Source organism: Modestobacter caceresii (genome assembly GCF_000761485.1).
In the GTDB taxonomy this organism is placed as follows: domain Bacteria; phylum Actinomycetota; class Actinomycetes; order Mycobacteriales; family Geodermatophilaceae; genus Modestobacter; species Modestobacter caceresii.
Map to the genome: position 1 here is coordinate 61706 of NZ_JPMX01000044.1, position 13185 is coordinate 74890.

11 protein-coding genes are annotated in these 13185 nt (G+C 74.3%); 7 read left to right on the forward strand and 4 right to left on the reverse strand.

From position 1 onward, the window contains the following. Positions 1–63: 63 nt before the first annotated feature. Entirely contained in the window at positions 64–828 is a 765-nt protein-coding gene (locus IN07_RS11185; RefSeq protein WP_036335877.1) for an SDR family NAD(P)-dependent oxidoreductase, read from the forward strand. A 57-nt stretch (positions 829–885) separates the two neighbouring features. Here IN07_RS11185 and IN07_RS11190 read toward each other — a convergent pair whose 3' ends face one another. Beyond that, positions 886–4260, reverse strand: coding sequence for a pyruvate carboxylase (locus IN07_RS11190; RefSeq protein ID WP_036335879.1), 3375 nt, complete (start codon positions 4258–4260; stop codon positions 886–888). A gap of 113 nt (positions 4261–4373) precedes the next feature. Here IN07_RS11190 and IN07_RS11195 point away from each other — a divergent pair, with 113 nt between their 5' ends. Together IN07_RS11195 and ilvA are read left to right on the forward strand one after the other, a co-directional pair. After that, positions 4374–5294 carry an SDR family NAD(P)-dependent oxidoreductase gene (locus tag IN07_RS11195; RefSeq protein WP_081975341.1) on the forward strand — a complete coding sequence of 307 codons (921 nt, stop codon included), beginning with the start codon at positions 4374–4376 and terminating at the stop codon, positions 5292–5294. Between the two features lie 35 nt (positions 5295–5329). Continuing rightward, on the forward strand, positions 5330–6589 hold the full coding sequence (gene ilvA / locus IN07_RS11200) for a threonine ammonia-lyase IlvA (protein ID WP_036335882.1): 1260 nt from the start codon (positions 5330–5332) through the stop codon (positions 6587–6589). On the opposite strand, the gene IN07_RS11205 is transcribed toward ilvA, so the two are convergent. Then, complete coding sequence (locus tag IN07_RS11205) at positions 6586–6855, reverse strand: DUF2277 domain-containing protein (protein WP_036335883.1); 270 nt, start codon at positions 6853–6855, stop codon at positions 6586–6588. The two genes, ilvA and IN07_RS11205, sit on opposite strands and share 4 nt — an antisense overlap. Before the next feature lie 151 nt (positions 6856–7006). Beyond that, positions 7007–8197, reverse strand: coding sequence for an acyl-CoA dehydrogenase family protein (locus tag IN07_RS11210; RefSeq protein ID WP_036335884.1), 1191 nt, complete (start codon positions 8195–8197; stop codon positions 7007–7009). A 131-nt stretch (positions 8198–8328) separates the two neighbouring features. Between IN07_RS11210 and IN07_RS11215 the strand changes: the two genes are divergently transcribed. From IN07_RS11215 to IN07_RS11230, 4 genes are all read left to right on the forward strand, one after another. Then, positions 8329–8922: a TetR/AcrR family transcriptional regulator gene (locus IN07_RS11215; protein WP_036335886.1), complete on the forward strand. Its 594-nt coding sequence runs from the start codon at positions 8329–8331 to the stop codon at positions 8920–8922. Positions 8923–9136: 214 nt separating this feature from the next. Then, positions 9137–10132: a FecCD family ABC transporter permease gene (locus tag IN07_RS11220; protein ID WP_231558150.1), complete on the forward strand. Its 996-nt coding sequence runs from the start codon at positions 9137–9139 to the stop codon at positions 10130–10132. Further along, on the forward strand, positions 10129–11223 hold the full coding sequence (locus IN07_RS11225; protein ID WP_036335888.1) for a FecCD family ABC transporter permease: 1095 nt from the start codon (positions 10129–10131) through the stop codon (positions 11221–11223). Before IN07_RS11220 ends, IN07_RS11225 begins: the two co-directional genes overlap by 4 nt. A gap of 2 nt (positions 11224–11225) precedes the next feature. Beyond that, positions 11226–12059, forward strand: coding sequence for an ABC transporter ATP-binding protein (locus tag IN07_RS11230; RefSeq protein ID WP_269429957.1), 834 nt, complete (start codon positions 11226–11228; stop codon positions 12057–12059). Positions 12060–12157: 98 nt separating this feature from the next. Here IN07_RS11230 and IN07_RS11235 read toward each other — a convergent pair whose 3' ends face one another. Then, positions 12158–13054: a hypothetical protein gene (locus IN07_RS11235; RefSeq protein WP_036335889.1), complete on the reverse strand. Its 897-nt coding sequence runs from the start codon at positions 13052–13054 to the stop codon at positions 12158–12160. Positions 13055–13185: the final 131 nt, after the last annotated feature.

A 13185-nucleotide genomic window follows, 5' to 3' on the forward strand; every position in this document is an offset into this window, starting at 1 on the left:
CCGGCGGAACCGGCCTGCCCGCCGGACGACCGTGCGGCGGCACGGACCACCAGGAGGACCGAAATTGGCGGACCCCGGAGCTCTCGAGGCAAGGTCGCGGTGGTCACCGGGGCAGCGCGGGGCATCGGCCGGGCGATCGCCCTGGAGCTCGCGTCGGCCGGCGCCGACGTCGGTCTGGGGCTCCGGGACGTCGCGTCCGACGGCGGGCTCACCGGGGAGATCGCCGCGCTCGGACGCCGGGTGGTCGCCGTCCCGATGGACGTCACCGACCTGGACCAGAGCCGGGCGGCGATCGACCGGGTGGTCGACGAGCTCGGGTCGGTCGACGTGCTGGTCAACAACGCCGGCGGCGGGGTGATGGCCTCGGCGCTGGAGCTGACCGAGGCGGACTTCGACGCCGTCTGGTCCCGCAACACCCGCTCGACGTTCTTCCTCGCCCAGCACGCCGCCCGGCACATGGCCCGGGCCGGCGGCGGGGCCATCGTCAACGTCGCCTCGCAGGCCGGGTTGGTCGCGCTGCCCGGCGAGTCCGCCTACTGCACCGCCAAGGCCGCCGTCATCCACCTGACCCGGTGCCTGTCCGTCGAGTGGGGCGAGCTGGGCATCCGGGTCAACGCGGTGGCGCCGACCTTCATCGAGACGCCGGGCACCGAGCCGGCACTGTCCGACCCGGCGTTCCGGGCCGACGTCGTCGACCGGATCGCCGCGCTGCACCGGATCGGCCGGCCGGAGGAGGTCGCCACCGCGGTGGCCTTCCTCGCCTCCCCCGCCGCCTCGCTGGTCACCGGCCACACCCTGACCGCGGACGGCGGCTGGACCGCCCGCTGAAGAAGGACCCCGTCCTCCTCACCCCTCGCGAGCTCGGGGCGAGCCTCTGGACGGGGCCTAACCCAGGACGACGAGCAGGTCGCCGCCCTCCACCTGCTGGACGGCGCTGATCGCCACCCGGGAGACCGTGTCGGCCCGCGGCGCGGTGATCGCGGCCTCCATCTTCATCGCCTCGATGGTGGCCAGCTGCGCGCCCGCCTCCACCGTGTCGCCCTCGGCGACGGACAGGCTGACCACCCCGGCGAACGGTGCGGCCACCTGGCCCGGGTCGCTGCGGTCGGCCTTCTCGGTGGGCTGGACGTCGGACATGACGGACCGGTCCCGCACCGACACCGGCCGGAGCTGGCCGTTGAGCGTGCACATCACCGTGCGCATCCCCCGCTCGTCGGCGTCGGAGATCGCCTCGATCGCGATGAGCAGCCGGACGCCGGGCTCCAGGTCGACCGAGTGCTCGACCCCCTGACGCAGGCCGTAGAGGAACTCCTTGCTGGGCAGCACCGAGGTGTCCCCGTAGGCGTCCCGGTGCTCGGTGAACTCCTTGGTCGGGCCGGGGAACAGCAGCCGGTTCAGCGTCGGCCGCGGTTCCTTCGCCAGGCCGTCGAGGTCGTCGTCCGAGAGCTCCGCCGGCGGCTCGGCCGGGCGCCGTCCCTCCAGGGCGCGTGAGCGGAACGGCTCCGGCCAGCCACCGGGCGGGTCGCCCAGCTCGCCGCGCAGGAACCCGACCACCGAGTCGGGCAGGTCGAAGCGCCCCGGGTCGGTCGCGAACTCCTCGACGTCCACCCCCGCACCGACCAGCTGCAGCGCCAGGTCGCCGACCACCTTCGACGACGGCGTGACCTTCACCAGCCGGCCGAGCAGCCGGTCGGCCGCGGCGTACATCGCCTCGACCTCCTCGAACCGCTGCCCCAGCCCGAGGGCGATCGCCTGCTGGCGCAGGTTGGACAGCTGCCCGCCGGGGATCTCGTGGGTGTAGACCCGCCCGGTCGGGGCCGGCAGCCCGGACTCGAACGGCGCGTAGACCCGGCGCACCGACTCCCAGTACGGCTCCAGGTCGTTGACCGCGGTCAGGTCCAGGCCGGTGGCCCGCTCGGTGTGGTCGGTGGCGGCGACGATGCTGCTCAGCGCCGGCTGCGACGTCGTCCCGGCCAGCGCCGCGCTGGCGCCGTCCACCGCGTCCACCCCGGCCTGCCAGGCCGCCATCAGCGTGGCCAGCTGCCCGCCGGGGGTGTCGTGGGTGTGCAGGTGCACCGGCAGGTCGAACCGCTCGCGCAGCGCGGTGACGAGGGTGGCCGCCGCCGGCGGGCGGAGCAGCCCGGCCATGTCCTTGATCGCCAGCACGTGCGCCCCGGCCTCGACGATCTGCTCGGCGAGGCGCAGGTAGTAGTCGAGGTCGTACAGCCGCTCAGCAGGGTCCGACAGGTCGGCGGTGTAGCAGAGCGCGACCTCGGCGATCGCCGTCCCGGTCTCCCGGACGGCGTCGATCGCCGGGCGCATCTGACTGACGTCGTTGAGCGCGTCGAACACCCGGAAGACGTCGATCCCGGTGCGCGCCGCCTCGGCGACGAACGTCGTCGTCACCTGCTCCGGGTAGGGGGTGTAGCCGACGGTGTTGCGGCCGCGCAGCAGCATCTGCAGGCAGATGTTGGGCACCGCCTCGCGCAGCGCCGCCAGCCGCTCCCACGGGTCCTCGTGCAGGAACCGCAGCGCGACGTCGTAGGTCGCCCCGCCCCAGGCCTCGATCGACAGCAGCTGCGGGGTCGCCCGCGCCACGTGTCCGGCCACGGCCAGCAGGTCCTTGGTGCGCACCCGGGTGGCCAGCAGCGACTGGTGCGCGTCCCGGAAGGTGGTGTCGGTGACGGCGAGGGCCTTCTGCGCGCGCAGGTCCGCGGCGAACCGCTCGGGCCCCAGCTCGCGCAGCCGGTCCCGGGAGCCGTCCAGCGGGTGCAGCGCCAGGTCCAGCCGCGGGAGCTTCTGCACCGGGTCGACCAGGTGCGGGCGCTCACCGTGCGGGGCGTTGACCGTGACGTCGGCCAGGTAGGTGAGCATCTTGGTGCCGCGGTCGGCGGAGCTGCGGGCGGTGAGCAGCTCGGGCCGCTCCTCGATGAACGACGTCGTCACCCGGCCGGCCTGGAAGTCCGGGTCGTCCAGCACCGCCTGCAGGAACGGGATGTTGGTCGACACACCGCGGATCCGGAACTCCGCCACCGCCCGGCGGGCCCGGACCACCGCGATGTCCCAGGTGCGGCCGCGGCAGGTGAGCTTGACCAGCATCGAGTCGAAGTGCGCGCCCACCTCGGCGCCCAGGGTGGCGGCGCCGTCCAGCCGCACGCCGGCGCCGCCGGGCGAGCGGTAGGCGGTGATCCGGCCGGTGTCCGGGCGGAAGCCGTTGGCCGGGTCCTCGGTGGTGATCCGGGTCTGCAGCGCCGCCCCGCGGAGCACGATCGACTCCTGGGTCAGCCCCAGGTCGGCGAGGGTCTCCCCGGCCGCGATGCGCAGCTGGCTGCCCACCAGGTCGACGTCGGTGACCTCCTCGGTGACCGTGTGCTCGACCTGGATCCGCGGGTTCATCTCGATGAAGACGTGCCGGCCCTCGCGATCGACCAGGAACTCCACCGTGCCCGCGCAGCTGTAGCCGATCTGCCGGGCGAAGGCGACGGCGTCGGCACAGATCCGCTCGCGCAGGGCCGGGTCCAGGTTCGGCGCCGGGGCGATCTCGATGACCTTCTGGTGCCGGCGCTGCACCGAGCAGTCGCGCTCGTACAGGTGGATGACGTTCCCCTGTCCGTCGGCCAGGATCTGCACCTCGATGTGCCGGGGGTCGATCACCGCCTGCTCGAGGAAGACCGTCGCGTCCCCGAACGCCGACTCCGCCTCCCGCATCGCCGCCTCGATCGCGCTGCGCAGCTGGTCGCGCTGCTCGACCCGGCGCATGCCACGCCCGCCACCACCGGCGACGGCCTTGACGAAGACCGGGCCCTCGATCGCGTCCGCGGCGGCCAGCAGGGTGTCGACGTCGTCGCTGGGGTCGGTGCCCTGCAGCACCGGCAGCCCGGCCTCCCGGGCCGCGGCGATCGCCCGGGACTTGTCCCCGGTCAGCTCCAGGACGGCGGCGCTCGGGCCGACGAAGGTGATCCCGGCCCGCGCGCAGGCCTCGGCCAGGTCGGGGTTCTCCGACAGGAAGCCGTAGCCGGGGTAGACGGCGTCGGCACCGGCCCGCTGGGCGGCCCGGACGATCTCGGCGACATCGAGGTAGGCCCGCACCGGGTGGCCGGGCTCGCCGATCTCATAGCTCTCATCGGCCTTCAGCCGGTGGACGGAGTTCCGGTCCTCGTGCGGGAAGACCGCGACCGTCCCCGCGCCCAGCTCGTAGGCGGCGCGGAAGGCGCGCACCGCGATCTCACCGCGGTTGGCGACCAGGACCTTGTCGAACACGGGTGCCCCTCTCGGGTCGGTGGGGGCCGACGCTAGCGGCGCACCCGGCTGCCCGTCCTCTCTGTTGCGCGCAACAGGCGTGCCGGGGCGCTGCGTCGGGTAGCCCCCCCGGCGTGACCGCGCAGACCCCGGCTGACGACGTCTATTCCGCCCGCGAGGTGAGGGAGGTCGTGCTCGTCACCGGCGGCTCCAGCGGTATCGGCCGGGCCAGCGCGATCGGGTTCGCCCGGCGCGGCGCCTCCCTCGTGCTGGTGTCCCGCAGCGCCGAGGCCCTCGACCGGGCCGCCGCCGAGTGCCGGGACGCCGGGGCGAGCGCGGTGCACGTCTGCCCCGCCGACGTCCTGGACGCCGACGCGGTGCAGGCCGCCGTCGACCGGGCGACGGGCACCTTCGGCCGGCTGGACGTCGTCGTCCACTCCGCCACCGTGATGGCCTACGGCCGGATCGAGGACATGGACCCCGAGGTGTTCCAACGGGTGGTCGACACCGCTGTGCAGGGCACCTTCCACCTCTTCCAGGCGGTGGTGCCGGTGTTCCGCGCGCAACGCCGGGGCTCGCTCGTCGTGGTCAGCTCGCTGCTCGCCTCGATCACCACCCCGACCATGAGCGCCTACGTCACCGCCAAGTGGGGCCAGCTCGGCCTCATCCGGACGCTGCAGCAGGAGCTGCGCGACCTTCCCGACGTGCACGTCTCCGCGGTCGCCCCCGGCGGGGTGTCGACGCCGATCTACGAACAGGCCGCCACCGTGCTGGGCAACAGCGCCCACCCTCCGCAGCCGGTCTACACCCCGGAGCGGATCGCCCGGGACGTGCTGGCCCGGGTGGCGAACCCCCGCCGGCTCAAGCAGTCCGGCATCGCCAACCCGATCATCATCGCCGGGTTCCGGCTCTTCCCCGCGGTGTACGACGCCCTGGTCGCCCCGCTGCTCAAGATGTTCAGCATGGGCAGCGACGAGGTGCCGCCGACCACCGGCAACGTGTTCGCGCCCGTCCCGGACAAGGAGGCGACCCGCGGCCCGTACCGGGGCATCTGAGCGGGCGTCCACCCGGCGTCGGGGAGGATGGCGGGGTGACCTCCCTCCGCACCGCCTTCTCCGCCGAGGTCACCGCCGCCGCCAGCCGGCTGGCCGGCGTCGCCGAGCGGACGCCGCTGCAGCGCAACGCCCGGCTCTCCGAGCTCACCGGCGCCGCCGTGTGGGTCAAGCGCGAGGACCTTCAGGTGGGCCGCTCGTACAAGGTGCGCGGCGCCTACAACACGATCAGCCAGCTGGACGCCGCCGGGCGGGCCGCCGGTGCGGTCACCGCCAGCGCCGGCAACCACGGCCAGGGCGTCGCCTACGCCTGCCGGGTGCTCGGCGTCCGGGGCCGGGTCTTCGTGCCCGGGACGACGCCGCGGCAGAAGCGGCAGCGGATCGCCGCGCTCGGCGGGGACATGGTCGAGCTCGTCGTCCACGGCGACACCTACGACGACGCAGCGGCCGCCGCGACCGAGCACGCCACGATGACCGGGGCGACCCTGGTGCCCGCCTTCGACGCGCTGTCGACCGTCGCGGGCCAGGCCACCGTCGCCCTGGAACTGCTCGAACAGCTGGACAGCCCGCCGGACGTCGTCGTCCTGCCGGTCGGTGGCGGCGGGCTGCTGGCCGGCTGCGGCACCTGGCTGCGCGAGCACGCGCCCGGCGTCCGGCTGGTGGGGGTCGAACCTGCCGGGGCGGCGAACATGGCCGCGGCACTGGCCGCGGGCCGGCCGGTGGAGCTGGCCGAGATCGACACCTTCGTCGACGGCGCGTCGGTGCGCCGGGCCGGTGACGTGACGTTCCCGCTGGTGCGCGACTCGGGTGCGGAGCTGGTGACGGTGCCCGAGGGGCAGGTCTGCACCGAGATGCTCGACCTCTACCAGGTCGACGGGGTGATCGCCGAGCCCGCCGGCGCCCTGGCCAGCGCCGCGCTGACCGGCGGTTCGGTGCTCGTCGAGCCCGGCCAGACCGTCGTCGTCCTGCTCTCGGGCGGCAACAACGACGTCAGCCGGTACGCCGAGGTGGTCGAGCGGTCACTGGTGCACCGCGGGCTCAAGCACTACTTTCTGGTCGAGTTCCCGCAGGAGCCGGGGGCGCTGCGCCGGTTCCTGGACGAGGTGCTCGGCCCGGACGACGACATCGTGCTGTTCGAGTACGTCAAGCGGGACAACCGGGAGACCGGGGCGGCGCTGACCGGCATCGAGCTGGGCAGCGTCGCGGGCCTGGCGCCGCTGCTGGCTCGGATCGAGGCGGGCCCGCTCAAGATCCAGCACCTCGCCCCCGGCACGACCGCCTACCGCTTCCTGGTCTAGCGGCCGTAGCGGGCGGCGGCGCGCTCGCGGGCCTGCGCGGCGAGCACCTCGCGGTCCTTGGGCGGGGCGGTGGTGACCAGGTCGGCGAGCAGGTGCTCGGTCGCGTGCGCGATCTCCTCGACCGCCCGGTCGAACGCCGCCTGGTTGGCCTGCGACGGCTTGGTCGACCCGCTCACCTTGCGCACGTACTGCAGCGCCGCCGCCCGGACCTCGTCGGAGGTGGTGGCGGGCTCCAGGTTGTGCAGGACGTGGATGTTCCGACACATGCCCGGCAGCGTAGGCCCGCCCCCCGACCACCAGAATGGCCATTTCGGTGGTCGCGTGGGGCCAAAGTCGGGATTCTGGCCCCACCCGGCCCCGCTCGACGCCGAGTGCCAGCTGAGCGGGCTTCCCGGCGGGCGGATGCCCGCTCGACTGTCACTCGACGAGGCGAGGCCCCTGGGGGACGACGGTGGTGGTGGGGGCGCCGCCGCGGGCCAGGGCGCGGCTGATCACCAGGCGCTGGATCTGGTTGGTGCCCTCGAAGATCTGCATGACCTTGGCCTCGCGCATGTACCGCTCGACCGGGAAGTCGCGGGTGTAGCCGTACCCGCCCAGCACCTGGACGGCGTCGGTGGTCACCTTCATCGCGTTGTCCGTGGCCACCAGCTTGGCGATCGAGGCCTGCTGGCCGTAGGGCTGGCCGGCGTCGCGCAGCCGGGCCGCGGACAGGTACGTCGCCCGCGCGGTCTCGACGGCGGCGGCCATGTCGGCGAGCAGGAAGCCCAGGCCCTGGTGCTCGATGATCGGCTTGCCGAAGGTCTCCCGTTCCTGGGCGTAGGCGACCGCGTCGTCCAGCGCGCCCTGGGCCAGGCCGGTGGCGACGGCGGCGATCCCGAGCCGGCCGGCGTCCAGCCCGGCGAGGGCGATCGACAGCCCCTCGCCCTCCTCGCCCAGCCGGCGGTCGGCGTCGATGCGCACGCCCTCGAACCGCATGGTCGCCGTGGTCGAGCCGGTCAGCCCCATCTTGCGCTCGGCGGTGTCGGCGGACAGCCCGTCGCTGTCGGCGGGCACGAGGAAGCAGGAGATGCCGCGCGCGCCGTCGTCGGAGGGGCGGGCCATGACCTTGTAGAAGTCCGCGTGCCCGCCGTGGGTGGTCCAGGCCTTCTCGCCGGTGAGCACGTACGAGTCGCCGTCCCGCACGGCCCGGGTGCGCATCGCCGCCGGGTCGGACCCGGCGTGCGGCTCGGAGAGGCAGTAGGCGCCGAGCAGTTCGCCGCCCAGCATCTCCGGCAGCCACTGCTGCTGCTCGGGCGTGCCCCGGGTGGCGAGCCCGAAGCAGGACAGCCCGTGCACGCTCACGCCCACGCCGACGCTGGCCCAGGCGGCCGCGATCTCCTCCAGCACCTGCAGGTACACCTCGTAGGGCTGCCCCCCGCCGCCCAGCTCCTCGGCGTAGGGCAGGCCCAGCAGCCCGGCCCGGCCCAGGGTGCGGAAGACGTCGCGGGGGAACTCCTCGGCCGCCTCCGCCGCGGCGGCCCGGGGCGCGAGCTCGTCCCGGGCCAGCTGCCGGGTGAGGTCGAGCAGGTCGGCGGCCTCCTGCGTGGGGACCAGGCGACGGACGGGCACGGTGCACCTCCAGGCGGGCCGGGACGACGCCGTCCCGACCGGGTTGCAGTACTCCCGGACGGTACGCAGTACTGGACTCCGTACTCAACCGCAGTGCGTTGTTACTGTCCGGCACTCCCGAGGAGGGCCCGATGACGTCGCTGGAGAACCGCAGCACCCGCACCCGGGTGCGCCGCGAGGAGCTGCTGGACGAGCTGGTCGCGGTCTTCCTGGCCGAGGGGTTCGCCACCTTCACCCTCGACGAACTGGCCCGCCGGCTGCGCTGCTCCAAGAGCACCCTCTACGGGCTGGCTGCGAGCAAGGAACAGCTGGTGGTCGCCGTGGTGAAGCGGTTCTTCCAGCGTGCGACGACGGCGGTGGAGCAGCAGGCCGCCGCGCCGGACGACCACCGGGAGCGGATCACCGCCTACCTCCTCACGGTCGCCGAGCAGCTGCAGCCGGCCTCCCCCGCGTTCTTCGCCGACCTCGCCGCCTTCGCCCCGGCCCGGGAGATCTACCAGCGCAACACCTCCTCCGCCGCCGCCCGCGTCCAGCAACTGGTCGGCGAGGGCGTCACCGCCGGCACCGTTCGGCCGGTGCACGCCTCGTTCGTGGGCGTCGCGGTGGCCTCGGTGATGAGCGCCATCCACCGCGGAGAGGTCACGGCCACCACCGGCCTGGACGACGCCGCCGCCTACCGGGAGCTCGCCGACCTCGTCGTCACGGGCCTCGCTCCCCGCTGCTGAAGGACCCCGTCCTCCGCACCCCTCGCGAGCCTCGGGACGGGCCGCGACGGGCGACGGTGCCGAGGTGGGCCAACGCTGGGTAAGGTGAGCCTCACCTGCTCGGCCGGCGACCCGGCCTGCCCGCCGTCCCCAGGAGTCGCTCGTGGTGCAACGCACGGCGACCCGGCCTGCCGGGGAGGTGAGCCCCCCGCCGAGCCGGGGTCTGCTGCGGGGCGTGGCCCCGCGGGTCCTGGGGCTGTGGTTGTTGCTGGCCGTCGTGGTCGCGGTCTGCGCGCTGAGCATCGCCGTCGGCACCAGACCGATCGGCCTGGGCACCGTGTGGCAGGCGCTGATCGACCCGAGCACCCCCGGCGACGAGACGGTGATCATCCGCGAGCTGCGGGTGCCGCGGACCCTGCTCGGCGTGCTCGCCGGCTCGGCCCTGGCCGTCTCCGGGGCACTCATGCAGGGCCACACCCGCAACCCGCTGGGCGACCCCGGCCTGCTCGGCGTCACCGCCGGCGCCTCGTTCGCCGTCGTCCTCTCGATCTGGCTGCTCGGCATCACCACGGCCGGCGGGTACGTCTGGTTCGCCTTCGCCGGCGCACTGCTGGGCAGCGTGGCGGTCTTCCTGATCGGCTCGGCCGGCCGCGGGGCGCCGAGCCCGGTGAGCCTGGCCCTCGCGGGGGCGGCGATCACCTACCTGCTCTACGCCCTGGTGCAGGCGATCACCATCCGCGAGACGACGGCGCTGGACGCCTACCGGTTCTGGGTCGTCGGCGCACTGGCCGGGCGGGACGTCGAGGTCGTCACCCAGGTCGCCCCGTTCATCGTGGTCGGTCTGGCGCTCGCCCTGGTGAACGCGCCCGCCCTGAACCTGCTGGGCCTCGGGGAGGACGTCGCCCGGGGGCTGGGCCAGCGGGTCTGGCTGGCCCGCGTGGTCGGGCTCGCCGCGATCACCCTGCTCACCGGGGCCGCCACCGCCGCGTGCGGCCCGATCGCCTTCGTCGGACTGGTGGTGCCGCACGTCGCCCGGGCGATCACCGGCCCCGACCACCGCTGGCTGATCCCGTACTCGGCACTGCTGGGCGTGGTCTTCCTGCTGCTCGCCGACGTCCTGGGCCGGGTGCTGGCCCGGCCGGGTGAGCTGCAGGTCGGCATCGTGCTCGCCGTCGTCGGTGCGCCGTTCTTCATCGCGCTGATCCGCCGCCGCCGGCTGGTGCAGCTGTGACCACCACGGCGCCCACCCGGGCCACCGCCCCCAGGTCGCGGCCTCGCCGGCCGCTGCGGATCGGCCCCGTCTCCACCACCTACCGGCTGCGCGACGTGCTGGTGCCGATCGCGGTCTTCTCGGTGCTGGTGCTGGCCGCCGCGGCCAGCCTCGGCCGCGGCGACTACCCGATCGGCGTGCTCGACGTGCTCGGCACGCTGGTCGGGCTGGGCGACGAGACCCAGCGGTTGATCGTGTTCGAGCTGCGCGCACCGCGGATCGCGGTGGCCGTGCTCGTCGGGGTGGCCCTCGGCCTGTCCGGCGCGCTCATCCAGACCTTCGCCCGCAACCCGCTCGCCAGCCCCGACATCCTGGGCGTCACCGGTGGGGCGGCGATCGGCGCGGTGAGCGTGATCGTGCTGGGCGGCACCGGCACCACCGCGGCCGGGCTGCTCGGCGGGATCGGCGTCCCGGCCGCGGCCCTGCTCGGCGGCATGGTCGTGGCCTTCCTGGTCTTCGGGCTCGCCTGGCGGTCGGGGGTCGACGGCTACCGGCTGGTGCTCATCGGCATCGGGTTGTCCGCGATGGCCCACGCGATCGTCAACTACCTGCTCACCCGCAGTGCCATCTGGGACGCCGCCGCCGCCAACGTGTGGATCACCGGGTCGCTGAACGGACGGGGCTGGGAGCAGGCGCTGCCCCTGGCCCTGGCGCTGCTGGTGCTGCTCCCCGCCGCCCTGGCGCTGAGCCGGGTGCTCGGCGTCCTGCAGTTCGGGGACGAGACGGCGCGGGCGCTGGGGGTGCGGGTCCCCCTGGCCCAGGGCGTCGTCGTCGTGGTCGCGGTCTGCCTGGCCGCGTTCGCCGTCTCCGCGGCCGGGCCGATCCAGTTCGTCGCCCTCGTCGTCCCCCAGATCGCCGTCCGGCTGACCGGCGGGTCACGCCCACCGCTGGTCACCTCCGCCCTGCTGGGCGCACTGTTGCTGGTCAGCAGCGACCTGGTCGCCCGCACCGCGGTGCCCGAGTCGTTCCCGGTCGGCGTGATCACCGCGATCGTCGGCGCCCCGTACCTGCTCTGGCTCCTCGTCCGCGGAAGGCGGCGATCCACCCTGTGACCGTGACCGAGCACCGCACCTCCTCCGCCGCCGGTGTCGAGCGGCCCCCGTCGGTGCGGCTGGCCGCCGAGGGCGTCCGGCTCGCCTACGGCGACAAGGTCGTCGTCGACGGCCTGGACCTGCAGCTCCTCGACGGGTCGTTCACCGCGATCGTCGGCCCCAACGGGTGCGGCAAGTCCACCGTGCTGAAGGCGCTGGGCAGGTTGCTGCGCCCGACGTCCGGCACCGTCCTGCTCGACGGTCGGGCGATCGGCGCCACCTCGACCCGCGAGGTCGCCAAGGTGCTGGGGCTGCTGCCGCAGACGCCGCTGGCACCCGAGGGGCTCACCGTGGCCGACCTGGTCGCCCGGGGGCGGCACCCGCACCAGAGCTGGCTGCGCCAGTGGTCCTCCGACGACGAGGCCGTGGTCACCGAGGCACTGAGCTGGACGGACATGGCCGACCTCGCCGACTCCCCGGTCGACGCGCTGTCCGGCGGGCAGCGCCAGCGAGCCTGGATCTCCATGGCGCTGGCCCAGGGCACCGACCTGCTGCTGCTCGACGAGCCGACCACCTACCTCGACCTCGCCCACCAGGTCGACGTGCTGGAGCTGGTGGGCCGGCTGCACGCGGAGAAGGGCCGCACCGTGGTGGTCGTGCTGCACGACCTCAACCTGGCCGCCCGGTACGCGAAGCGGCTGGTCGCGATGAAGGGCGGCGTCCTGGTCGCCTCCGGGACCCCGCAGGAGGTGCTCACCGAGCAGCTGCTGGCCGACGTCTTCGAGCTGGAGGCCCGGGTGGTGCCCGACCCGGTGACCGGCACGCCGATGGTGGTCCCGGTTCGCCGCCTCCGCTGACCTCGCCGCCTCCCCACCCGCCTGCGCGGACGATCATGGAACTGGCGGGGCGACACGCCTCGTCAGGTCGGCGTGTCGGCCCGCTGGCTCCATGATCGTCACGGGCAGGGCAACCTGAGCGCCCTCGCCACGGTGATGATCATCTGGTGGGGACGGCGGTAGACGTCGACGTCGGTGAAGTGCAGCAGCGTCCACCGGGTCTGCGTCAGCTGGTTGGCGCGGTGGCGGTCGGACCGCAGTTGCTCCCGCGAGCCGTGGGCGACGAGCCCGTCGTACTCGGCGCCCACTCGCTGCTGCCGCCAGCCGGTGTCCAGGTGGCGGCGCATCCCGTCGACCGGCACCTCGATCTGCAGGTCGGGTGCGGGCAGTCCGCCGGCGACGAAGCGCCACCGCATCCGGGACTCCATCGGCGACTCTGCCCGGTGGTCCGCGAGCTGCACCAGCTCCCGCAGCCGCACGACCCCACGCAGCCCGGACTGGGCCGCCGCGGCGGCGACCAGCTCGTCACGGGTGCACGCTCGGGCGCGCAGTGCCGCGTCGAGGGTGGCCAGCCCGTGGATCGGTGCGGTCAGCCGGACGACGTCGCAGGCGGTACGCGCCGCCGGGGTCACCCAGACGCCGTCCACGAGGACCGCGTCGTCCGTGCCGAGGCTCGAGGGGTGGACCTGGATGCCCGGCCGGCTGCGGTTGGCCAGCTGCGGCGGACCGAGGAAGTGCAGCGTCTCCGGGCCGAGGACGTCGAACCCCCAGAGCGCGGCCGCCGTGCTGGAGCAGGCGACCAGGTCGGGTCCGACCGCCAGCGCCGCAGCCCGGACGTGGAGCGCCGGGGAGTCGGGCAGGTCGCCGTCCACCAGCACGCCCCGCCACGGCGACCGCCGCCACCGCCCTGCGGCCACCAGCACCCGGATCTCCCACTCGGAGTGGCTCTCCCGGGCCTGGGCGGTGGTGAAGACGCCACCCTGCGCGGCGATCGTGCGGTAGAGCGCAAAGTCCACCCCCGCAGCATCCGAGCCAGGAGCCCGCAACTCCCACCACGCGCAGGATCTGTGGACAGCCCCTCAACCGGTGGATGCGCGGACGATCATGGGGCTGCGGTGGCGACCCGCCGGAGTGCACCGGCGGGGGG